At 63.3% G+C, this 22,994-nt stretch carries 22 protein-coding genes; 3 read left to right on the forward strand and 19 right to left on the reverse strand.

Annotated features, from left to right (window positions below; translation table 11 throughout):
- Positions 1 to 11 precede the first annotated feature (11 nt).
- The 15 genes from BVG12_RS03935 to BVG12_RS04005 form a co-directional block, all read right to left on the reverse strand.
- On the reverse strand, positions 12 to 2,066 hold the full coding sequence (locus BVG12_RS03935) for a TonB-dependent receptor (RefSeq protein ID WP_075791269.1): 2,055 nt from the start codon (positions 2,064 to 2,066) through the stop codon (positions 12 to 14).
- Positions 2,063 to 3,196 carry a HupE/UreJ family protein gene (locus tag BVG12_RS03940; RefSeq protein WP_075791270.1) on the reverse strand — a complete coding sequence of 378 codons (1,134 nt, stop codon included), beginning with the start codon at positions 3,194 to 3,196 and terminating at the stop codon, positions 2,063 to 2,065. Before BVG12_RS03940 ends, BVG12_RS03935 begins: the two co-directional genes overlap by 4 nt.
- Positions 3,193 to 4,386 (reverse strand): hypothetical protein, encoded by a 1,194-nt coding sequence (locus tag BVG12_RS03945; RefSeq protein WP_229503797.1) that lies wholly within the window; start codon positions 4,384 to 4,386, stop codon positions 3,193 to 3,195. The genes BVG12_RS03940 and BVG12_RS03945 overlap by 4 nt, the downstream gene beginning before the upstream one ends.
- Positions 4,386 to 4,661 carry a hypothetical protein gene (locus BVG12_RS03950; protein WP_156895532.1) on the reverse strand — a complete coding sequence of 92 codons (276 nt, stop codon included), beginning with the start codon at positions 4,659 to 4,661 and terminating at the stop codon, positions 4,386 to 4,388. The genes BVG12_RS03945 and BVG12_RS03950 overlap by 1 nt, the downstream gene beginning before the upstream one ends.
- A gap of 15 nt (positions 4,662 to 4,676) precedes the next feature.
- Positions 4,677 to 6,170 (reverse strand): DUF4331 domain-containing protein, encoded by a 1,494-nt coding sequence (locus tag BVG12_RS03955; RefSeq protein ID WP_075791272.1) that lies wholly within the window; start codon positions 6,168 to 6,170, stop codon positions 4,677 to 4,679.
- A gap of 268 nt (positions 6,171 to 6,438) precedes the next feature.
- Entirely contained in the window at positions 6,439 to 7,368 is a 930-nt protein-coding gene (locus BVG12_RS03960) for an IS5 family transposase (RefSeq protein ID WP_083684523.1), read from the reverse strand.
- A gap of 190 nt (positions 7,369 to 7,558) precedes the next feature.
- The gene (locus BVG12_RS03965) at positions 7,559 to 7,897 is read right to left on the reverse strand and encodes a four-helix bundle copper-binding protein (RefSeq protein ID WP_075791273.1); all 339 of its coding nucleotides are present in this window, start codon (positions 7,895 to 7,897) and stop codon (positions 7,559 to 7,561) included.
- A 173-nt stretch (positions 7,898 to 8,070) separates the two neighbouring features.
- Complete coding sequence (locus BVG12_RS03970; protein ID WP_075791274.1) at positions 8,071 to 8,529, reverse strand: copper-binding protein; 459 nt, start codon at positions 8,527 to 8,529, stop codon at positions 8,071 to 8,073.
- 78 nt (positions 8,530 to 8,607) lie between these two features.
- Positions 8,608 to 11,790 carry an efflux RND transporter permease subunit gene (locus tag BVG12_RS03975; RefSeq protein ID WP_075791275.1) on the reverse strand — a complete coding sequence of 1,061 codons (3,183 nt, stop codon included), beginning with the start codon at positions 11,788 to 11,790 and terminating at the stop codon, positions 8,608 to 8,610.
- Positions 11,787 to 13,301 (reverse strand): efflux RND transporter periplasmic adaptor subunit, encoded by a 1,515-nt coding sequence (locus BVG12_RS03980; RefSeq protein ID WP_229503798.1) that lies wholly within the window; start codon positions 13,299 to 13,301, stop codon positions 11,787 to 11,789. Before BVG12_RS03980 ends, BVG12_RS03975 begins: the two co-directional genes overlap by 4 nt.
- Before the next feature lie 11 nt (positions 13,302 to 13,312).
- The gene (locus BVG12_RS03985) at positions 13,313 to 14,575 is read right to left on the reverse strand and encodes a TolC family protein (RefSeq protein ID WP_156895533.1); all 1,263 of its coding nucleotides are present in this window, start codon (positions 14,573 to 14,575) and stop codon (positions 13,313 to 13,315) included.
- A 152-nt stretch (positions 14,576 to 14,727) separates the two neighbouring features.
- Complete coding sequence (locus tag BVG12_RS03990) at positions 14,728 to 15,099, reverse strand: hypothetical protein (RefSeq protein WP_156895534.1); 372 nt, start codon at positions 15,097 to 15,099, stop codon at positions 14,728 to 14,730.
- Positions 15,100 to 15,193: 94 nt separating this feature from the next.
- Positions 15,194 to 15,991 (reverse strand): TlpA family protein disulfide reductase, encoded by a 798-nt coding sequence (locus BVG12_RS03995; protein ID WP_075791279.1) that lies wholly within the window; start codon positions 15,989 to 15,991, stop codon positions 15,194 to 15,196.
- Entirely contained in the window at positions 15,988 to 16,827 is an 840-nt protein-coding gene (locus tag BVG12_RS04000; protein WP_075791280.1) for an alpha/beta fold hydrolase, read from the reverse strand. Before BVG12_RS04000 ends, BVG12_RS03995 begins: the two co-directional genes overlap by 4 nt.
- 114 nt (positions 16,828 to 16,941) lie before the next feature.
- Complete coding sequence (locus tag BVG12_RS04005; protein ID WP_075791281.1) at positions 16,942 to 17,391, reverse strand: DUF6789 family protein; 450 nt, start codon at positions 17,389 to 17,391, stop codon at positions 16,942 to 16,944.
- A 238-nt stretch (positions 17,392 to 17,629) separates the two neighbouring features.
- Here BVG12_RS04005 and BVG12_RS04010 point away from each other — a divergent pair, with 238 nt between their 5' ends.
- Complete coding sequence (locus BVG12_RS04010) at positions 17,630 to 18,601, forward strand: HPP family protein (RefSeq protein WP_075791282.1); 972 nt, start codon at positions 17,630 to 17,632, stop codon at positions 18,599 to 18,601.
- A gap of 45 nt (positions 18,602 to 18,646) precedes the next feature.
- A complete protein-coding gene (locus tag BVG12_RS04015) occupies positions 18,647 to 19,762 on the forward strand; it encodes an FAD-dependent oxidoreductase (RefSeq protein WP_075791283.1) in 1,116 nt (371 codons plus the stop codon).
- 54 nt (positions 19,763 to 19,816) lie between these two features.
- Here BVG12_RS04015 and BVG12_RS04020 read toward each other — a convergent pair whose 3' ends face one another.
- The 4 genes from BVG12_RS04020 to BVG12_RS04035 all read right to left on the reverse strand — a co-directional run bounded on the left by BVG12_RS04020 (position 19,817) and on the right by BVG12_RS04035 (position 22,376).
- Positions 19,817 to 20,740 carry a sulfite exporter TauE/SafE family protein gene (locus tag BVG12_RS04020; protein ID WP_075791284.1) on the reverse strand — a complete coding sequence of 308 codons (924 nt, stop codon included), beginning with the start codon at positions 20,738 to 20,740 and terminating at the stop codon, positions 19,817 to 19,819.
- A gap of 261 nt (positions 20,741 to 21,001) precedes the next feature.
- Positions 21,002 to 21,676 (reverse strand): cytochrome c biogenesis CcdA family protein, encoded by a 675-nt coding sequence (locus BVG12_RS04025; RefSeq protein ID WP_229503799.1) that lies wholly within the window; start codon positions 21,674 to 21,676, stop codon positions 21,002 to 21,004.
- Between the two features lie 20 nt (positions 21,677 to 21,696).
- Positions 21,697 to 21,963 (reverse strand): thioredoxin family protein, encoded by a 267-nt coding sequence (locus BVG12_RS04030; RefSeq protein WP_075791286.1) that lies wholly within the window; start codon positions 21,961 to 21,963, stop codon positions 21,697 to 21,699.
- Entirely contained in the window at positions 21,960 to 22,376 is a 417-nt protein-coding gene (locus BVG12_RS04035; RefSeq protein ID WP_075791287.1) for a heavy metal-responsive transcriptional regulator, read from the reverse strand. The genes BVG12_RS04030 and BVG12_RS04035 overlap by 4 nt, the downstream gene beginning before the upstream one ends.
- 253 nt (positions 22,377 to 22,629) lie before the next feature.
- Here BVG12_RS04035 and BVG12_RS34950 point away from each other — a divergent pair, with 253 nt between their 5' ends.
- The gene (locus tag BVG12_RS34950; protein WP_156895535.1) at positions 22,630 to 22,938 is read left to right on the forward strand and encodes a site-specific integrase; all 309 of its coding nucleotides are present in this window, start codon (positions 22,630 to 22,632) and stop codon (positions 22,936 to 22,938) included.
- The last annotated feature ends 56 nt before the right edge of the window (positions 22,939 to 22,994 follow it).

Consider the following 22,994-nt stretch of genomic DNA (forward strand, 5'->3'; position numbering starts at 1 on the left):
TGGCAAAAAAGTCAGAAACGATGTGCGAGTGTCAGTCGCAAAGATCGAGGCTCGACCGGATGAAAATGGATATCGTTTACGCCGTCCGGACCTTCGCCAGTCAAGCGCGACTGATAGTAGTAATCGATGTCGCTGGCCTTTTTGTCGAACAGGTTGAAGATGTCGAGGCTGAGACTGGTATTCCGTCTCAGCCGATAGCCCGCGCGTAGATTGACCAGCGTGGTCGAGGCGGACGAGACGCTGCCGTCTTCGATGAGCGGACGCGGGCCGAAATGCCGCAGCTCGACGGCGGCCAACCACGGCCCGGGCGCGTCCAGCGTCACGCCGAAGGACGCAACGCGGTCGAGGGAACCGGGAATGGCGTCGCCCGCCGGGTCAACCCGGGTGTAGCGGGCGCGTGAAGCGGCCAGGTCCAGGTCGAGCAGGAGTCCCGGCCTGACGATGTAGTGGTTGTTCCACTCGATGCCCGTGCGCCGGCTCGCGCGGCTCGGCGCCGTCTCGCCGGCGTCGCCGACGAACACCAGCTCCGAATCGATATCGAGACGCCACAGCGCGAGCGAGCTTTGCAGGCCCGGGATGGCTTCGCTGCGGACACCCAGCTCGCCGCCCCGGGTCGGCACCAGCGGCGTCACCGGCGAGGACGGGCCGCCGTCGGGCAGGCGCGTCTGGGTCGTCCCGCGCGCGTCGTTGCTGTGGAAGCCCCGCCCCACGTTGACAAAATATTCGGTCTTGTTCCAGGGGCCGAACACCAGCGACAGCTTGGGCGAGACGATATGGTCGCGCGCCCTGCCGCTGTCGCCGGCGATGCTGCTGGCGATGCGGAAGCGATAGGCGTCGTAGCGCACGCCCACGGCGCTGCGCAGCCAGGCATTCCAGCGCACCGCGCTCTCCGCGTACAAGCCGGCGCTCGCCTCGCGCACTTGGTCTTCGCGGACGGTGGCCGTGCGCGTGCGCGCGGCGGTGACGTGGATGGCGACCGGCGCCAGGCGGTCGTAGCGTGTCTGCAGGCCGACCTTGTTGCGCATCTCGAAGCCGCCCAGGGTCGCGCTCCAGGACTGCGCGGCATCCAGGCCTGCCATCGTGCGCCGTTCGCTCTGCTCGAACTGGTCGCCGCGCTCTGGGTCGGCGAGGAAGTAGGTGAAGTCGCTGAACAGGTCCAGCGTCGAATGCAGCACGTAGGCATTCAGCTCGAGCTGCCCGTCACCGTCGCGCTTGCGCATGCCGTAGGCCAGGCTGTAGCGCGCGCTGTCGCCGCCGTCGGTCGGATCGAGATTGCCGAAGCGGCCCACCTGCCCCGACTCGACCGCGCGCAGCGGGATCTGGTCGGTGGCGTTCCAGCGATTGCGATAGGCCATCGCGGTGAGGTCGAAGCCGTCGTCGCGCGATCCCTGGCTGTAGCGCAGTTCGCCGGCGTACTTGCGCACGCGCTCGGGCAAGTCCCACGGCCCATCGTTGCGGTTCAGTTCCAGACCGTACAGCAGGGTGCCGTTCGCGGCCTTGACCGAGTCGGCCAGGACGCCGCGCAGGTAGCCGTAGCTGCCCAGCGACAGGCTCGCCAGCCCTTGCGGCAGGCTGTTCGCCAGCCGGATGTGCGCCGCCCCGGCCGAGGCGAAGTCGCCCTCGTCGGCGAAATACGTCCCTTTCTTGTAATCGATGCGCTGCACCAGTTCCGGGATCAGGCAGTTCAGGTCGGAATAGCCCTGGCCATGCGCGTGCGTGCGCATGTTGACCGGAATGGCATCGACGTAAGTCGCGAAATCGGTGCCGTGGTCCAGGTTGAAGCCGCGCAGGAAATACTGGTTCGCCTTGCCGTCGCCGCTGTGCTGGGTGACGATCATGCCGGGCACGAATTCGAGGATCTCGCCGGTACGCAGCGCCGGGCGGTTGGCGATCAGGTCGGCCGTGATCGTGCCCTGGCTGGCGGCGTCGGAGGTGCCCACGGCGTTGTCGTAGTGGCCGCCGACCCTGACCACCGCGGCCTCCGGCACCTCGGGTTCCTCCGCGTGGCAGGGCCGCGCCAGCGCCAGCGCGCCCGCCAGCGCGGCCAGAATCGGCTTGACCCTCATGCCAGCAGCTTGATGTCCAGGCCGCGCTCGGCCAGCCAGACCAGCGCCAGCAAGGCGATGGCGAGCGAGCCAGCGCCGAGCACGCCCCTGCGATACACCATCGAATGACGCGCCAAAAAGGCCAGCGGCAGGAACAAGGCCACGATCGTGATCTGCCCGATCTCCACGCCGAGGTTGAAACCCAGCAGCGATAGCGCCAGCGCCGCCTTCGGCAGGCCGAGGTCGAGCAGCACGCTGGCGAAACCGAAGCCGTGGATCAGGCCGAAGGCGAAGGCCACCAGCGCGCGCCGGCCATGAAAGATCGGCCACAAGTTGTTCAGTGCCGCCAGCACGACCGAGGCCGCGATCGCCGATTCCACCAGGCGCGAGGGCAAGGCCACGACGCCGAGTGTGGCAAGGGTCAGCGTGATCGAGTGCGCCAGCGTGAACGCCGTGACGATCTTCAGCACGTCGAACGCGGCCGAGCGGAAGGTGGGACGGCTCTGCCAGGCGCGCGCGTGGTACACCAGCACCGCCGGCAGCAGCAGCGAGAGCAGGAACAGGATGTGGTCGAAGCCGATCCAGATATGCCAGATGCCGTGCCGCACGTAGTCGCCGAACTGCTGCCAGCCGGATGCGCCCTGTACGCGCACGCTTTGGTGCGCGCTGTCCGGCGCAAAAATCGCCGTGCTGACCTGGCCGTCGTGGCGCAGCTGCAGCAGGCCTTTGTGCTGGGGGTCGATGTCGAACAGCAGGCCGTAATCCAGGTCGAGCAGCGCAACGTCCGCGGCGCAATCGCCGCTCAGGCGCAGGACCGCGTAGGCGCCGTCGCTGTGGTCGTCCAGCAGCTGCCCGGTGACGCGCAGGGAACAAGGCTGGCCGCCGCTGGCGACCCGCAGCCGCGACAGCGCATAGGCCGCGATGGCCGGATGGCGGGCGCGCACCTCGTTCCAGGTCAGCTCGCCATTGCCATCCTGATCCAGGCCGATCGCCATGTCGAGGTCGCGCAACGCGATGTCCCACTGGCCGTCGATGTGCTTGCCGCGCACGTCGAGCGTCAGGTAGCTGTCGCTCGGCTTGTGCGCCCAGGCCGGGGCGACCGACAGCAGGGCCAGCGCCAGCAGGAAGACCACGCGTGCGATGCGCCTCATGCGGCCACCTTCAGTCTGGCCACGCTGGCGGCGATCGTCCTGTCTTCGATGTGCGAGCTGCGCAGCCAGTCGCGCACCAGCGCGGTGGCCTCGGCGTCGCCGCTGGCGGCCGCCGCTTCCGCCAGGATGCGCAGGTCGCCCGGTTCCTTCTGCACGGCCCAATTGGCCTTGGCCAGGCTGACCGCGGCCTTCGGGTTCTTGCGCAGGACGAGTTCGAAGCGCGCCTGCTCGCGCCGATGCACCGAATCGCCGCGCAGCATGGCGGCCTCGAAACGGTCGCGCAGTACGTCGGCCTCGGCGCCGGCTTCGGGCGAGCCGGTGGCCTGCAGCGCCAGGGCGTAGCGCAGCAGCAGCGCGTCGACCCGGGTCTTGTCCTTCAGCAGGCGCACGACTTCGGGCGCGCGTCCGTGGTCGAGCAGGAAGTCGGCATAGGCGCCCAGCAGGTAGCCATCCGGGTCGCCCAGCGCCAGCGCCTGGCGGAAATGGGACTCGGCCTCGGCGTCGGCGCCGGCGCGTGCGGCCATCTCGGCCAGCAGGGTCTCGACCCAGACCCGGACCGCCGGGTCGGCGAGCGGATGGCGCGCCTGCGCATCGAGCAGCTGGCGGTAGCTGGCCCCGAGCTGGCCGCTGACGCTGCCGACATTCGACAAACAGGTCTGCACGACGAGGACCGGCGCGCGCGAGTACAGGCGCACGCAGCTCGCGCGCGCGGCGGCGAAGTTGCCGGTGACCGTCTGCACGGTGGCGCGGGTCAGCCAGGCTTGCACGTTGTCGCTGTCGCGCTTGACCGCCTGGTCGAGGTCGGCCAGCGCGGCCGGGAACTGGTGCGTGCTCTGGCGCAGGGTGGCGCGCAGGACCAGCACCGGTTCGGGCGGCGCCGGCTGCTTCCACCAGGGCGCCAGCGCCGCCTCGGCGTAGCCCAGGTAGCGCGGGTCGCCCTCGATCCGCGCCCGCTCGATGTAGCGCCGCGCCAGGTCGCTGGCCAGGTTCAGGTCATTGGGCGCGGCGTTCAGCGCACCGCGCAAGCGCCGCAGGTCGCGCTGGACCGGATCGGCGCGGCTGGGCAGGCGCTCGACGACCTGGTTGCCGTCGGCCGGGATGTAGGGCGCCGCGCACGCCGGCCCTAGCCACGACAGGAGCGGCAGCGCGGCCGCGCACAGCCAGCGCATGGACACGATGCGCGCGGCCATCAGGGCCCGGTCAGCGCGATCGGCTCGACGTCTTCCGGCGTCGTCACGGTGACGCCGTCGGTCGCCGCCGGCTCCGTCGTATCGCTCTGGGTCGCCACCACCTGGCTCACGTAGCTGACGAAGGCATCGGTCACGGCCGGCGGCGGCGTGTTGCCGGTCGGCGGCGGCATGCTGCTGTTGTTGTTGTCGTCGTCATGATGATGACAGGCCGCCACCAGGGCCGCTGCCGCCAGGATGACGATCACGGACCGCTTTCGTGCAATGGAATAGGTCATGATATTCCCCCATGTTTATTGGTTGCCCGGCAGCGGCGTGTTCAGGTAGGGGAAGGCCGCCTTGAAGTCGTTCGCGGTCTTGCGCACGCCATCGGTCAGCTTGAGCCCGCCGGCCGGCGCATCGCTCGGCTTGCAACCCACGCCCAGGGCGTCGCCGGTGCCGGTCAACACGCACAGGGCGCCCATCGCCACCCGCAGCGACACGTCGACCACGTCGTCACCCGGCCGGCGGCCGTTCGGGAAGCCGGCGTTGTCGCCACCCGCCACGCCGAGAGGATTTTGCGAGGCTTGCGGCGTCGGCGGCGTGCTGGTGTTCAGGCGCAGCATTTCGGACGGCACCACGTTCTTCGGCTGGTTGACGCCCGGCAGACCCTTGAGGAAGACGGTGACCAGGTCGTTACGCGGGAAGTTGGTCGGCGCCTTGGCGGACGGGAACAGGGTCTCGACCACGGTCGGCAGGACCGGATTGGTCACGTAGTTGATGAATTGCGCGTCGTCTTTCGGCTTGGAGGTGTTGAAGCGGTCCTTGTCGTCCATGCCGATGACGACTTCGTTCACCAGCGGCATGCCGACGCGCGACACCTGCGCCCACGGGCCGCCTTCCTTGGTCGCGGTGTTGATGCCCGAGGCCGGCGCCGGGTTCAGCAACCGGCCCTGGCGCAGGCTGGCCGTCGCGTAGGCGCCGATGACCGGTTCGCCTGCCGCGGTCAGGCAGGCGATCGGCACTTCGAGCGCGATGCTGCTGACATTCTTGCCTTCCAGGTCGTTCTTGTTGCCGCTGACTTCAGGGCCGAGCGGGTCGAGGTTGAACAGGTCGAAGATCTTGCCGACCGCGATGTAGAAGGGTTCCTTGCGCTGGCCGACGAATACGCGCCCGGTACCGCAGCCTGGGATGTTGATGCTGTACATATGCTGGTTCGCATAGGTCTCGTAGCCGCTGGTGCCACCGAAGGTCTTGTCGCCGATGTTGTCGACCGGCTTGTCGAACGTAGTGTTGCCGTTTGCGGCGGCAAGGCGGGTCCGGGTACCTGCGCGGCGATCACCCTTGACCATGTCGATCGTGTAGGTCTCGCGCACGTTCAGCGAGGCAGGATTGACGCCTTGAATCGTCGAGGAATTGATCAAGGGGATCATCACCTGCTTGCCGCCTACGGTCAGCGCCGTATGTTTCGACGTGTTCGTGAAGCGAAACTGGAAGGTGATCTCTTCCTTGGCATCGCCATTGTTGTCGATGTGGATCTCGTAAAGCGCATTCTGGTCGAACTGGTAGAAGTTCGGGCCGCCTTGCGGATCCTGGAAGGGGATGAAGTTGGCGATAAGCGTCACATAATCCTGACGCCCAGATTCATAACTGCGGAACATGTAGAAGTCGGTACCGTCGACCTTCGGGTTATTGGTCAGGAATGGCGCTTCGCGGTGGCTGGATGCCTGGACCGGTCCGAAAGCTGCCGTAAGCACGAGCGCGGCTAGGCATACGGTTGGACGTAATGCTTTCTGCTTGTTAAACATAACTCTCCTCCTCCAAAATTGGTAGATTTGCTTACATTTGTATTTATTACACATAGATTGTGCGGCAATGCGCAGTCCGCACGATTGGATTTGACAGAAATATTTACAACGGCGGCGACGCGTTTGCCTGCGGCTTGTTCGCGTCGGCCTCCGCTACTCACCTCGGCATCAGTACCCGGTCGATGACTTGGATCACGCCGTTCGACTGGTACACGTGGCTCTGTTGCACAAATAAAGAAAAGGCGAGTTTGGTTGTCGGTCGACGCACTTATGGCATAGAGACCGTAACGGGCGTGCCGAGGCGCGTAAAGCGATTCAGCACTGCAGCGCGCACTTGCAGCTCAGCGACCTGACGATCGAAGTCTCGCGCCATGATGCGTTCACCGAGCAGCTTGAAGCAACGCATTTTGGTCTCAACCAAACTTCGTCGGTGGTAGCCGCTCCACTTTTTCCATATGGCCCGCCCAAGGCGACGCGTCGCCCGCAGGATCTCGTTTCGCGCCTCGGCACCGCGGCGGTTTGTCTTCCAGGGTTTGGCATTCCTCCTGGTCGGGATGACGGCCTGAGCCAAGCGCTCGGCAATGGCTTCATGACAGGCTTTGGTGTCGTACGCCCCGTCACCGCTGACGGCAGAGATCTGCTCGTCGATAGGGATCTGATCCAGTAGATCCGGCAGCACAGGCGCGTCGCCAATACTGTTGTCCGTCACTTCCATCGCCCGAATCTCGAGCGTGGCCGCATCAATCCCCAGATGCACCTTACGCCATTGGCGGCGATAGTCGGCGCCATGCTTCTTTGTCTTCCATTCGCCTTCGCCCAGCATCTTGATGCCTGTGCTGTCCACCAGCAGATGCAAGCCCGTTGTGGTCGGGGCGACTTCGATCGTCACCTGCAGCGTCTTCTGCCGACGGCTTACCGTGCTGTAGTCTGGCACCGGCCAGTCAAGCCCTGCCAGATGCAAAAGGCTTTCTGTCATCCCCATGGCCTGACGTAACGGTAAGTTGAACAAGCATTTGATGCTCAGACAGAATTGAATAGCTTGGTCACTGAAGGTCGGACTACGTCCACGCTTGCCACTTGCCTGGCCGTGCCAGTTCATCGTTGGGTCGAGCCAGATGAGTAGTGAGCCGCGTGACTTCAGCGCTGCGTTGTACGCCTTCCAGTTCGTTGTTCGGTACTTCCGAGGAGCGGGTTTCATGCACCAAGGCTACCTGACTCTCTGATGCCATGTCGTCTCACTGGATTTATGTAACAGAGCCCCGGCAAAGCGTAAACGATGTTTTCCGGTTGCGCTTAGCCTCCGAGACGACGCGAATTACGAACGTCTCATGCATTTCCCGATACTGTCGCAACGTTTTGCTGGCGTCAAACCTCAGTGCATCCTTCTCTTACCCGTTGGTGGCTCCCATATTCCGGCATTCCTGGGCGCAGCGGTGGCAAACCGACGCGCATTCCTGGCAGTGCTGTGCCTGGTGTTTGGCGCACTCGTCCGCGCAAGCTTCGCAGATCTCAGCGCACAGCTGGCAAATTTGCATGGCGTGCTCGCTGGACCGGCTCATGAGCTGGGCGGCCAGGCGGCATACTGCCGCGCATTCATCGTCCAGTTCAATGCAGCGCGCCATCATCTTCGGATCCGGCTCATGCAGGCAGGCTGCGACGCAGGTGTCGCAAGCCTGGGCACACTGGTAACAAGCCTGGATGCACGATTGGAACTGATTTTGATTCATGATCTTTCTCCTTGAAGGTTGGTTGACAGGTCACCTCATTCAGGACTTCGCACGCCTCGTGACGTGTCGCGTGTTTGCGGATGTCGATAGTGTCCGTAGGCGCCGCCGCGCTGCGGCGGCACCATTCGCGACGGACGATGCCGAGTACGGTCCATCCGTCGTGCCTGCGGCGCTTACTTCACCGCCGCAATAACGTACTTGCCATCTTGCTGCACGATCTCGACGTCGACTTTCTTGCCGACCGAAAGCTTGTCGAACAGAGCATTGTCTTTCACGGCAAAGCCCATCGTCATGGCCGGCCAGTTCAGGCTTTTGACCGGACCATGCGCGAGCGTCACAGTTCCCTCGGTCGGGTCGGCCGATTTCACCGTACCGATGGCCTCATGGCGGGTCGTCTTTGCATCGTTGGCTGCCTGCTGCGTGTTCATGCTCTTCATCATGTCCGGACACGACTTGGCATCCGTGTTGTGCATGTCCATGCCCTTCATATTCATGCCTTTCATGTCCATGCCCTTCATCATGTTATGGCACGATTTCTTGCTCATGCCGGTTTGGCTCGGCTGTGCTTGTGCTGCGCTTAGGCTAGATACGGAAACGGCGAGCATCGTCGCGATCAAGGTGTGATATTTCATCATATTTCCTTTCAAATATCAGTTGAGGTGAGAGTAAGGTCGCAGACCCAGCTGCGCAGATGCCGCATGCCCGCCGCACTATTTCGCATGAGTCGTTCGCTCCTCCGTTGCAGGTGCCTGGCGCCTCGCGTGCATGCGCCGTGCCTGGCGGCGGCGCAGCAGCAGGTAAGCCGCAGGCACCACGAACATCGACAACAGCGGTGCCGTCACCATACCGCCAACCATCGGCGCGGCGATTCGCTGCATGACTTCGGATCCGGTCCCGGCGCCGATCATGATCGGCACGAGACCCGCGACGATGACCGCGACCGTCATCGCCTTCGGCCGCACGCGCAGGACGGCGCCTTCGCGGATCGCGTCGACCAGGTCGGCTTCGCTGTCGCGTCCCGCCGCGACGCGTGCCTCCCACGCTTGCTTCAGGTACAGCAGCATGATTACGCCGAATTCGGCCGCCACGCCGGCCAGGGCAATGAAGCCGACGCCGCTTGGCACTGAAAGGTTGTGCCCGAGGAGCCACAGCAGCCACACGCCGCCGGCCAGCGCGAACGGCAGGGTGGCCATGATGAGAGCGGCTTCGTCGAAGCGATTAAAGGTGAAATAGAGCAGCACGAAGATGATCGCCAGCGTGACCGGAACCACGATCTTCAGCTTCGCCGTCGCGCGCTCCAGGTACTCGAACTGGCCGGACCACGATACCGAATAGCCGGGCGGCAGCTTGACTTCGCTGGCGACGACCTGTTGCATGTCGCGCACTGCGGAACTGAGGTCGCGGCCGCGAATGTCGACGTAGACCCAGCCCGACAGGCGCGCGTTCTCGCTCTTGAGCATCGGTGGTCCATCGTCGATCCGGATGGCCGCGACATCCCCGAGCCGGATCTGCGCGCCGCGTTCGGTCAGGACGGGCAGCTCGCGCAGCTTCTCGACCGAATCGCGCACCTCGCGCGGATATCGGACGCTGATCGGAAAACGCTGCAGACCCTCGACCGTCTCACCGATGTTGTCTCCGCCGATCGCGGACGACACAACGCTTTGGACGTCGGCGATGCTCAGGCCGTAGCGCGCGGCGGTCTCCCGGTCGATCTTCACGTCGATGTAGCGTCCTCCGTTAAGACGCTCGGCCAGTGCCGATGACACGCCCGGCACTTTTTTCACGGCACGCTCAATCTCGCCGGTGATGCGGTCGATGACTTTCAGATCGGTACCGGCAACTTTGACGCCGACTGGACTCTTGATGCCGGTGGCGAGCATGTCGATGCGATTGCGGATGGGCGGCACCCAGACATTCGACAGGCCCGGGACCTTGACGATGCTGTCCAGTTCCTCGACCAGCTTGTCAGGAGTGATGCCAGGGCGCCACTGGTCGCGTGGCTTGAGCTGTATCGTCGTCTCGAACATTTCCAGCGGCGCCGGATCGGTGGCCGATTCCGCGCGGCCGGCCTTGCCGAATACGCTCTGTACTTCGGGAACCGTCTTGATTAGGCGATCGGTCTGCTGCAAGAGTTCGGCCGCCTTGCCGATCCCGAGACCTGGCAGGGCCGAGGGCATGTACAGCAGGTCGCCTTCGTCGAGCGCCGGCATGAATTCGCCACCCAGGCGCGACAGCGGCCAGGCAGTCGCAGCAGCGATCAGACCCGCGACAACGAGGACGGTCTTCGGACGCCGCAAGACGCGTTCGAGCAGCGGACGATACAACCGGATCAGGCCGCGGTTGAGCGGATTGCTCTGCTCGTCCGGGATGCGGCCGCGGATCAAGTAGCCCATCAACACCGGAATCAGCGTCACGGCCAGGCCTGCTGCTGCGGCCATCGCATAGGTCTTGGTGAACGCCAGCGGCGAGAACAGCTTGCCTTCCTGCGCTTCGAGCGTGAACACCGGCACGAACGACAGCACGATGATCAGCAGCGAGAAGAACAATGCCGGACCGACCTCGGCCGCCGCATCGCCGATCACACGCCAGTGGTCGTCGCCGGCGAGCTTTTCGCCGGGATGGGCATGATTCCACGCTTCGATATGCTTGTGCGCATTTTCGATCATGACCACGGCCGCATCGACCATCGCGCCGATCGCGATCGCAATCCCGCCGAGCGACATGATGTTCGCATTCACATCCTGGTAGTACATGACGAGGTAAGACGCGAGGATGCCGATCGGCAGCGACACGATCGCCACCAGCGCCGACCGCAGATGAAACAGGAAGATCGCGCAGACCAGTGCGACCACGATGAATTCCTCGATCAGCTTGTGTTCGAGGTTGGCGACGGCGCGCTTGATGAGGCTCGACCGGTCGTAGGTCGGCACGATCTGGACACCCGGTGGCAGGCTCGACTTGAGTTTCTCGAGCTTCGCCTTGACCGCGTCGATTGTCTCGAGCGCATTCTTCCCGGAGCGCATGACGATCACTCCGCCTGCCACTTCGCCTTCGCCATTCAGTTCCGCGATGCCGCGCCGCATCTCCGGGCCGATCTGGATTCGGGCGACGTCACCGAGCCGTACCGGCACACCGGCCTCGCTGGTCCTCAGGGGAATCTTGCGAAAATCGTCGAGCGATTGCAGATAGCCGGACGCGCGCACCATGTATTCGGTTTCGCCCAGTTCCAGTACCGAGCCACCGGTTTCCTGGTTCGCCTTCTGCACGGCGTCGATGATCCTGGCGTGTGAAATATTGAAGGCGCGCATTTTGTCAGGATCGAGCTGGATTTGGTACTGCTTGACCATGCCGCCGATGCTGGCGACTTCCGACACGTTCGGCACCGCCTTCAGCTCGTATTTCAGGAACCAGTCCTGCAGGGCGCGTAATTCTGACAGGTCGAGCTTGCCGCTCTTGTCGACGAGTGCGTATTCGTACACCCAGCCCACCCCGGTGGCGTCCGGCCCGAGCGATGGTTTCGCTTGCGGCGGCAGGCGCGACTGCACCTGATTGAGGTATTCGAGAACCCGCGAACGCGCCCAGTAGGGATCGGTGCCGTCGTCGAACAGGATGTAGACGAACGAGTCGCCGAAAAAGGAATAGCCGCGTACCGTCTTCGCTCCCGGCACGGACAGCATGGTCGTCGTCAATGGATACGTGACCTGGTTCTCGACGATCTGCGGCGCCTGGCCCGGATAGGTGGTGCGGATGATCACCTGCGTATCCGACAAGTCCGGGATGGCGTCGAGTGGCGTTTTCGACAAGGCACAGACACCCCAGCCTGTCAGGCCGACAGTGGCAAGCAAGACCAGGAAGCGGTTGACGATGGACCAGCGGATTAATTTTTCAATCATTTGCCGTCTCCGCTACCAGCATGCTTGTAGGCTGGCGTGATCTTCACGATCTGGTAGTCTCCTGCCGGCGTCTGGCGAATCTCGAACGTGACTTGGCTGCCAACTGCGATATCGCGCGGCAAATCACCCCGCGGGAGCTTGAACGGCATCGTCATCGGTCCCCATTGCAGCGTCGGGATCGCCTCGTGCGACAGTGTGATACTGTCGGGATCGATCTTCTCGACGCGGCCGCGGCCGTGGTGCGTCGGGGCGGCAGCCGGTTTAGCGGCATCGGCGTCACCCGCATCACCCATGCGCGCGGTCGCGCCCTTGAGACTGGCTTCCGAGTCGACCAGGAACTGCCCGGATGCGACGACCTTCTGGCCGGACGACAGGCCACTGCGGATCTCGGTCTGGCCATTGGCTTCGCTTCCCGTTTCCACCTCGACCGGAGCGAACTTCCCATTCTCGCTCGCAACGAACACGACGCTGCGCGTGCCGGTCTGGATCACGGCCTCGCTCGGCACAAGCAAGACGGCCTTGCGCGCGGCCGGAGTCAGGCTCACGGTCGCGAACATGCCGGGCACCAGCCGGCCTTGCGGGTTGGCGAGCTCGATGCGCGCCTTCAATGTGCGCGTGGTCGGATCGATTTCAGGCAGGATCGCGCCGACCTTGCCTTGGAACGTCATACCCGGCCAGGCGGCGGCGCGTGCCTCGACGGCGCTGCCAGGACGTACCTGGGCGGCTGCGGCTTCAGGAATCTCGGCATTCACCCAGACGGTGGACAGACCATTGATGCGGTAGAGCGGAGCACCGGACATGATTGTCATGCCCTCGCGCACGGCAAGCTCGGCCACCACGCCGGACACTGGCGCTGTGATCGTCAAACGTGGATGTACCCTGCCACTTTTCTCGATTTGACGGATCTGCTCCTCCGTCATGCCGGCCAGGCGCATGCGCTGGCGCGCCGCGTCGGCCAGATCCGCCGACATGCGGCGCGCTGCCAGGTAATCTTCCTGCGCCGCCACCCAGTCTGGGACGTAGATATCGGCCAGCGCCTGGCCCTTGCGGACACGGTCGAGTGGCGCCCGTACGTAGAGGCGTTCGACATATCCGTTGGCACGGGTCTGCACAAGGTAGAGATCGCGTTCGTTCCAGGCCACGCTGCCCACCGATTCAACGGTAGTAGCAAGGCTGCCTTCCCTGACTTCGGCCGTCCGGATGCCGAGGTTTTGCTGTACGCGCGGACTGATTGCGACTTTGCCGTCGTCGCCGGCTTCGTCGGCATACACCGGCACGAGCTGCATGTCCATGAAGGGCGACTTGCCCGGCTTGTCGAATTTCTGGCCGGGCACCATCGGGTCGTGCCAGTACAGCACCTTCCTGCCGCCCTGCCCTGCCTGCACGCTGCCGCCACCGGCCGCAACGGATGCCGTGGACGACGCATTCCGACTGCCCCTGACCAACCCGACGCGATAGGTGCCGTAACCGACGACAGCGGCAAGTACGATCCCGCCGATCGCCGGCAACATCGTCTGGCGCCTCATTGCGCGCCCCCTTCCGGGTTCATCTGCACGGTCTGCTGGCTGGACGGATACAGGAAATTAAGTTGCGCCCACAGCCTGGCCGTGCTGGCTTCGAGCTGCAGTGCCTGCAAATGGACTTCCAGCTGGTTGCGGCGTGCCGCGAGAACCTCGCCGAGCGTCGCCTTGGCGCCGCGGTAGGCGGCCAGCGTTGCGGTACTTCTGTCGCCGGCAAGCGGCAACAGCTCGCGCCGGTAGCGCAGCAGCCGCTCGCGCCCGTTTTGCCACTCGTCGAGCATGACGCGGGTTTCGGCGACGTGTGCCCGCAGCATTTCCTCGCGGTCGTCGCGCGCTTGGTCGGCCAGTGCGAGCTTGGCGGCCAGCTCGCGGTCCTGCCGGTTCTTCCTGTCCCACTGCAGCGGGACCGATAGCCCGACCGATACCATGTCCGAAAAGGCCGGGCCGCGGTGCTGCAGCGCCACCTCGACAGTCCAGTCGGGCGTGCGGTTCGCCCGTGCCAACTGGGCCTCGGTGCGCGCGATGTCCTGTTGCCGGTCGAGCACGGCAATGTCCGGATGATGCGCCAGCATGGTGTCGAGCGTGGCGGGATCAAGCCGCACGTGATCGACGTCCGGCAAATCGCCCAGGGCCGCGCCCGCGACCGGGCCGGTCCAGCGGGCCAGCACCGTTTGCGCCGTGCTTACCCGCCGGTCGTAGTCGCTGGCCCGGTCCTGCGCGAGGGCGACCGCGCTGCGGGCTTCGAAGACATCGGCCTGGCTGCGCTTTCCACCCCGGTATGCCGCCTCGGCCGCCTGCAGGTCCAGTTCGGACAGGCCGATCTGGTCGTGCACGAGTTCCGCCATCCGCGACGCATAGTACAGGTCCAGCCAGGCCAGCGCGGTGTCGCGTTCGATCTGCGCGGTGGCGACGCGCTTATCCGCGGACGCCTTGTCCGCGGCGCGCTCGTACTGGGCGGCGCGCAGCCGCAGTTTGTCGGATCGGGTGAGCTCCTGCATCAGGCCGATCCTGCGCATGGTCATGAAATCGCTACCGATGTTGAAGCGCGCCGGCCCGGTGATCGGAAGACTGTCGACGCCTGCCTTCAGGACCGGGTCGGGACGTTGTCCGGCTGCGATCGCCATGTCGCGCGCGGCGGCGATTGCCGCGTCCTTCGACGGCAACTGGCGGGAACGGGCAAGCGCCCGGTGCTGCGCTTCGGCGAGAGACAGGCTGACTGGCTCCGCCTTGGCATTGGGGGCGAAGATTTGCAATGCGAGCAGCATTGCGAAAGCGAGTGAATAGCGGAATGGGTCGCCGAGGCGAACGCCATTCCTGCCACTATGGGGTAACGACTGCATGTAAGAGCTCCAGATTGCGATGAACGACGCCGGCGCGCGAAACACGCGGCGGCGCTATGACGAGGCAATCTGGATGGCTATAGACGGAAGCAGCAGTGGCGGATGGCGATTGGTGGGGCAGTGCCGGAGGCAAGCAGGAATGAGGCTGGAATACTGACGCTGGTGGGGATGGCTTCGTCTGACGCCTCGATCAAGGCGACGAGACTCATCGGCACGAAGGGCTGGACGGGCGGAGGTTCCGCCTTATCGAGCGACTGCGGCGTCTTGTCAGCGTGCGCTTGGCACAGGCTCGGGCTCTGCTTGTCGATTTCGGAACAATCTGCCATCGGCTGGCCCGACGCCTGCATCATCACGGCTGGCGGCTCGACCGGTGTCAGTTTCGGACAGGCATAGGACGCTACTGCCAGCTGCATGAACAGCAGGCTGAACATTGTGACGATTGCAGTCACGAATTTTGTGCGGCGCGGGTATCTCATCGGTGAGCCTGTTTTCCCACTTGATTATAGCGCAATCGCATCCGGCTCACCTCTGGCCCGCAGGCTGTCAGCGGCGGCTCCTCCGGATCACTGCGCCGGCGGTCAGGGCGACCGTACCCAGCGCCGCGACGGTACGCCATTTGGGGGGCAAGGGGCGGTACAAGTCCGCCAGCCATGCAATCGCGGCCATGGGCGGGGCGGCACGCCACAGGTCGCGCTTGGCGCGGGGGCCCGCGAGGTTCGTCATCTCTCCCATCTTCCCGATCCCCATGGCCATCGCTGAAAACCTGCTGCTGCTGTCTTGCCTCGGCGGCTTCACATCACGGACCGCCGCGTCCAGAGCCTGGACCAGTCCGCTTTCATCGCCCACCCATAAACCGCGGTAAACGATCATGCCGTCGCGGTCGGCAAGCCAGACCGCATTCGGCTTCTTGTCGAGGGCTCGGTGGACGCTGCCATCCACGTCATCGATGGCGATGGGGAAAGGCAGCCGGTCACGCGCCTGCAATGCCTTCGCGTGCTCCAGCTTTTGATCGTAGGTACGCGGCTGCTCGATGCGTTCGCCTGGATGGGCTTCGCGCACGATCACCATGACAAAATCGACGTCCTGGCCGAATTCCTCGTACATCTCCTTTATCATGGGGTTCGAACTAGCCGTCATCGGACAGGAAAGCGACCCCGTCATCAAGAGCAGTGGCTTACGTCTGGGGAACGCGGTCGAGCCGATCCGGCCTCCGTCCAGCAAGGGAAGGTCGAATTGCGGAATGCGCTCGCCAGGTCGGGGGGCGTCATCGCCGAACGCCATATCTTCCATCATGACTTTGGTCGTTACATGGTCGTACGTGTAATCACTCGGCGTGGTCATTGAACGTTCTCCTGGAGTGCGTGGTTGGATGCCTGTGCCAGCAGCTCATCGATAGCAGCCGCGACGATATCAGGGTAGTCCTCGGGGGTGAAATGCTTGCCGCCGGGGATCCTGTAGAGCGGCGCCTTGAGGTCGCGCGACAAGCGCTCGCCATACTCGATTTTTTGAAGCTGGTCAGCTTCTCCCCACACGACACGTACCGGTACGGTCAAACCGGACAACTGCCCGGCGACAGCAAGCGTATCGTGCGTATCGAGGGATTGGACCTGTCGGACAAATGCATCCGGCCCGAATCGTGAGGAATACATCGCCCAGTGCACACGGAGCGCTTCCAATGCTTTCTCCTTGGAGACATGCCCACGGAGAAACATCATGCGCAAAATCATCTTGAGCGCGGCTGGCGGCAGGTGGCGGACGAGACCGCCCGATGTCGCTAGCGCCTTCACGCTAGGAATCGGCCACGAGTCATAGGCAATCGCGTTGGTGAGCATCAGGCCGGCGCACAAGTCCGGGCGGCGCACGGCGAGGATCTGGACCACCCCCCCGCCCAGGTCATGTCCCGCGAACACGGCGCGCGAAATTCCGAGGGCATCCACGAATGCGGCAAGATAGTCTGCCTGCCTGGCCACGGAGATGTCGCGTCCCCTGCCCTGCACGCGCGACGAGCCGTAGCCCACCATTTCCCAGGCGATGCAACGCGCACCCGGCAGTCTTGGGGTTACGTGGCGCCACAATGCTGGCGAAGTCGGTATGCCATGGACCAGGACCACGGGGAATCCACTCCCGCTTTCGACCCACGACATACGCGTATTTTCCACAGTAATCGTCTGTTCCATGTAGTCCTTTCGGCAGCGTCATTTTCTGCGTGCACTTTTCAACAATTTTTCGTGTTTTTTTAAAGCTCAGCGATTATCCGTCACCGCATATAAATCCGGCGCCGCTATGGAGTCTTAGTGAGCAGAAGCAGTTCGCCCCTGGGACATGAGCAGCCTTCCGTACGTCCACCCCAGTACCGCGCCAAAAATCAGGTGTAACACCAGGGTCATCATCGGTGCCATGATCCCCATGTTCATTCCGAACAAGCCGGCGCCAGCCATCGGCATCAGTGCGACCATCATGATCAGCCACCCTATAAACGACAGAAGCAGACCTTGCGCAACGAGTGACTTGCCTGTCGTGGATCTCGCGATCAACGCCATCGCGAACCCGTAGCCAAGTGTTCCGATCATGAAGTGGACGATCCAGCCAATGATCGGGCTGTTGGGCGCACCCATCATCCCGGCGATCATTTTCGGCAAGTCGAGCTCCGGCATGATTCCCATGACCGACTTCATCACCATCAGGATCGACAGTACGACCGTTGCGGCAAGTCCAGCTTGAAATCCTTTTGCGATTTGCATGGTTCGGCTCCTTTTTGAACGCAGGCCGGCGAAATGCCAACCAAAGACAGATAGTCGGAACGACATCACGTTTTCTTACATGGCTCGTGTAAAAAAAATTCGGCTTGCCTGACATTGTGTTGACGCGAGAAAATAGTAGCCGCGATGTAAGAACTTCTATCGGATTCCGTCTTACCTCGGGGATGCGACATTTATGTCAAACGGTCGAGCGCCTTATCGACATCAAATATAATTTCACATGAGTATTCCTAGTCGACAAGTTCGGGTTACTTTGTTACTGCTGCCGGTCGTCTATCTGAGTGGTCTTGCCAAGGTGGCCGACTTCACTGGGGTGATTTATCTGCTGTTTCCAGAATTGGCAGCGCTTGCCTACGACATATTGTCCAGGCCGAATGGGACTTGGGCCAGATCGCCAGCCATGGTCGCGGTTACCCCTGTGTTCACCGCCATGTGTGGGATTGTAATTGCACGCCTGCTGCCCTACGGACCGTGGTCAGTTGCGCTGTGTATCGCAAGCGCGATCTTAACGATTCATGTGCTGCGATCCCCGGTTGCACCAGCGATCTCTGCAGCCCTGCTTCCCCTATCCTTGGGCGTGACGAGTTGGTGGTATCCGCCATCGATTGCCATGGGCACGGCCGGATTGGCCTGTCTGTCGATACTGACCAGGCGTATCGGGACAACCATGGCTGAAGCGACGCCGCCCACGCCATCTGACGAACTGGACGATGAAATGGAGGAACCGCCCCGGGACTATCGTTGGATGGGCGTCTTTGTCGCGTTCTTGGTAAGTGCCTACATGCTTGGACAAGTAACGGGCCTGCGGCTGATCCTATTTCCGCCTTTGATCGTGATTGCGTTCGAAATGTTGGCGCATGTCGATGGATGCCCTTGGGCACAGCGGCCGCTTGCGGTGCCACTCGCTTGCACGATCGCGGCGGCATCCGGAGTGGCCGCCTTGTGCCTGTCGGGACCCGGGCCGGTATCGGTTGCGCTCTCGATGGCGGCTGGCATTGCCGCGGTACGCGCGCTGCGCGTGCATGTCCCTCCTGCGCTTGCCGTCAGCCTGCTGCCGCAAGTAATCGACCAACCGGACTGGCGCTTCGTCCTGGCAGTTGCGATCGGCAGTACGCTGTTGACGACCATGTTTCTTGCTGTTCGGGTGGCCCGGCCGGTCATGATGCGGATGTCTAGCGTGCGGCTGCCATAGCCGCGCCTTGTCGAGGAGCGGAGCCATGCCGACCACGCTAGCGCCATGAGACGCCTGATACTGGCCGGCGCCGGCCACGCACATGCGCGTGTTCTACTGGAACTGGCCCTGCGCCCCGTTACCGACGTCGAGGTCATTCTTGTCTCGCCGGTCGCGCAAGCGCCCTATTCCGGAATGGTGCCGGGATGGATGGCGGGCCATTATCGTTGGGAAGAATGCTGTGTCGACTTCGAGCGCCTGTGCGAGCGCGCAGGGGCCAGGCTGTATGTGTCAAGCTTGACAGGAATCGACGTGATGCGCTCCCAGGTCGTGCTTGATGACGCAGAACAGCTTTCTTTCGACTGGCTATCGCTGGATATCGGCTCCACCTTGCAGCCGCCGGCAAGTAAGCGGCTCGATATCTTGCCTATGCGTCCACTGGCTACACTGAACACTCGCTGGAATGCATTGCTGGAGCGCGTGGCGCGCCTCGGCAACGGCAGCCGCTTCCGCGTGCTCATGGCGGGCGGTGGGGCAGCCGGCGTCGAAAGCGTTCTCGCTGCTTGGAAGGGGCTGAGGCAGGCTGCTCCGACAGTCAATTTTACGATGACGCTGGCGACGCAAGGCAGCAAGATCGTCCCGGCCATGGCGGCCGGAGCCAGCCATCGGCTCGAGCGTCATCTTTCCCGCAGGGGCATCGCGGTTGTCCGCAACTTTTCCGCGAGTCATATCGACGGCGATGCCGTGATGGCCGCCGACGGGCGACGTTTGCACGCCGACGTCGCGCTATGGGCGACCGGCGCCCAGGCCCATGCATGGCCGGCCCGGTCCGGACTTCCGGTCGACGAGCATGGCTTCATACGCATCGATCGGTGCCTGCGCGTGATCGGCATCGCAAACATCTTTGCCAGCGGAGATTGCGCATCGTGGCAGCCGCCCTTGCCAAAAGCGGGTGTCTTTGCGGTGCGGATGGGACCGGTGCTCGCGCATAATCTTCGCGCGCTCATCCAAGGCACAGCGTTACGCTCGTATCATCCGCAGCGGCGCCACCTGGTCCTGCTGGGAACCTGCAGCCGGCATGCGGTGGCGTCATGGGGCCCCCTGTCCTGCGAAGGCGACTGGGTCTGGGACTGGAAGGAGCGCATCGACCGACGTTTCCTTGCGCGCTACAACAGCACCTAGAGGGCGACCGCGCTCGCGACGCCAGCTTGCACTCTCACGCCGCGGCGTGGCCGCTTATCCGAACCGGCCAGCAAACACGGTAAACGCGAGAAGGAACACGATACCGATCATGCTGAAAAGCGCAGCGAAAAAGTAGCGTGTCGCCCGCTCGCTCAGGCGTCCTTGCAAGCGCGTTCCGATCGCAGCGCCGATGATCGCTCCGGGAACGCCCCACACGATCAAGTTCCATGGAATCGCTGCCCAGCCACCCTGCCGGCCGAGCAGGACGCCGTGCGCCAGGGACGCCGCCACCACCGTTCCTGCAACCACGAAGGTGGATGTTGCAGCGGCAACCGGTACTGGCACCCGTCCCTTGCGCACCAGCGCCGGCAAAGTCGCTTCACCTACCCCGGTCGAGATCAGCCCGGCGAGGAACGCGCCGATAACGGAGACAACCCGCTGCCCCTTCTCGAAATGCGCACACCAGTCATAGGTTTTCCCGTCTGCCGCGGCCAGATGACGCTGCCGTCCAGACGGGCAATGCTCGTCTTTCGACGAGCATTCGGATTCGCACACGATGCAGGGACAAGCGACTTCCGGTCGCCGGACCGGTGTATCGCCGCAGCGCCCCAGCATCCACGCCACGCCGAGCGTGGCCACACCGTAGACGATGTGCAGCAACGTCGCGGGCGCCTGGTGGGCCAGCAAGGCGCCGACGATGGCAGACGGCCCGGTGACGGCAATCAGCGAGCGGGCGCGAGGCGTATCGACGAGTCGCATCCGCAGGTAGTGGTATACGCCGGCGCCAAAACCGGCGGTTTCGAGGAACAGCGCCGCACCGATCGCCTGGACCGTGGTCATGCGCGGAACGTGCAGGAGTGGAAAAACAAGAAGGAACATTGGCGTCATGAGCGCTGCCCCGCTGATGCCGCTGAACGTGGCCGTCCCGGCAATGACGATACAAGCCGGCAGCATAAACCAGTACACAGTCCAATCCATGCTCGCTCCTCCACAACGATGACGGTATGATCTTGGGAACTCACTACTTCCGCCGCGTGTTTGAAACCTGGTCAGCGATCCTTGCGATGATCGAAGAAGAGGTATTTCACCAGGGCTGCCAGGAGGAGCACCAGGATCACAATTCCAAGCAACCAGCCCAGTCCCATCCAGATCATCATTTGATTCATCATGGCTTGCCTCCGCGAGCGATCAAAAAAGCCAGGTTGGCGGACGTCGGCCGGGCCGCCGTATGGATTTGTTTCACGCTGCCAGCCCGGGCACCAGCAAAAGATAAGCGTTTAGCATATACAGGCCGGTGAGCATGAGTAGTACGCCTCCAACCATTTCGAAAGCTTTGTGAAATCGCCTCAGCCCCGACAAATTTTCCAGCCATCCCACGGCAATCGCCCCAAGCAGGATCGGGATCGCACGCCCCGACGCGAAGGCCAGCAGGAGCAAGGTCCCGAACCCGGGCGAGCCAATGCCGGCGGTCACGCCCAGCAACACCACCAGCGCGGGCGTGCAGAATGGGCAAATCGCCACCGAGAACGGGATGCCCAGTGCAAAAGCACCCCACGCCCCTGTCACCGGCCTGGCCCTCGACTTCAATGCCGGTAGCGGCAAGCGCAGCCATCCAGGCCAGATCAGGCCGAGCAGGAACAGCAGCGGCCCGAGGACAAGGCCCCATGCACGGCCGAGCAGATGCTGGACCCACACGCCTCCCAGCCCTGCCACCAAGCCAAGAGCGACATGCGTCAGGATCATGCCGAGCACAAACAGCCCTCCGTAGCGAACGGCCTGGCGCGGACTGCGCGACCTCGTCACGTAGGCGAGCGACACGGGAATCGCCGCCAGCGCGACCGGATTGAAGCTGAACAAAAAACCGGTGATGAAACCGATCGACAGCGCCGCGAGGCCCGCTTGCTCAACCGCCATGCGCAGTGCTCCAACGTCCATTACGAATGCTCCAGGCTGCTCAACATCGCGCGGAACCGCTCAGGGGTCGGCAGCGACGAAAACTTCAGCTCGCCGTTCACGGCGATGGCGGGCATGCTCAGAACGCCCAGCGATACCGCGTAATCGAGCTCTTCGAGTACGTTGACCTCGCGCCAGACGACCGCATCCTCGCCGAGCATCGTGGTCGCGATCGCGTGCAACTTGGCTTGCGCAACAGCGCATTTGCCGCAACCCGGCGCGGCGATGAGTTCAATCCGGACGCTCATCTCGCCACCACGGAAAGGCCGTTTTCCAGCGCTGCCAGGATGGGACAATCCTCGGTCGCTGCTGCGCCTCCGGCGCAGCGCTCGATCAGTTCATCCAGCGCTTTCGACATCGCCTGCAGCGCCTGCAGCTTGTGCGCGATGCGCAGCTTCTTTTCGATGGCGACGCTGCGCACGTCGGCGCAGCAGGCGCTGTCGGCCTGCTTGAGCGTCATTAACTCGTGAATCTCCGCCAGCGCGAAGCCGCAGTGCTGCGCGGTCTTGATGAAATGGATCCGGCGCAGGGCCTCGTCATCGTACAGGCGGTAGCCCGCTCCGGTTTTCGACGCCGGCATGACCAGCCGTTCTTTCTCGTAGTAGCGCAGCGTATCGGGAGTGACTCCCGACAGCGCGGCCGCCTCACCTATCGTGTGCATGGTACTCCCCAGTCGATATCCGCAGAATAAACCCTGGAGCGAGCACCAAGGTCAATGGGGTAGGCAGAGAAGACGGAAAAAAATGCACGTTAAGCACTGGGTGAATGAAGAGGTTCCACATCATCACTGAGGGTGATGGGGCCTGGACATAATCGGTCTCATGGCTAATTTTAAGCGCGGTCTGTAATCTGTTTAGCGTACGATTTTTGCCGCGTTCTGTTGTTCTTATCGTAATTGCTCAAAAATCCGGTGCGTGCTACTGCACCCGGCCACCGCCTGCGCGATCGCTGCCTACCTTGAAGTGGCTGGCCACGGCGACGACAAGCCCGGACTGAATCGTCCCGTGAGCAAAAATGCGCGTGGCGCCCGTGCGATCACGCTCGACGGCGTCTACAAAGTACTTCTCGAATATGCTGTCACGGTCGGGATCGACGTCGAGGGCTTCGGGCCGCACGCGCTGCGCGCCACTGTCGCCACCGATGCGCTCGAACACGACGCCGACATGTACGACCGGCTTCAGACGCGCGCCGAGGACAGCCGGACGTTCAAGGTGGTTTATTGAAATTGAAGAGAGAAAACAGAAAAATCCAGATGCTAAGCTGACTGGCGAATTGCGTT

This window comes from Massilia putida, from assembly GCF_001941825.1.
GTDB lineage: Bacteria > Pseudomonadota > Gammaproteobacteria > Burkholderiales > Burkholderiaceae_D > Telluria > Telluria putida.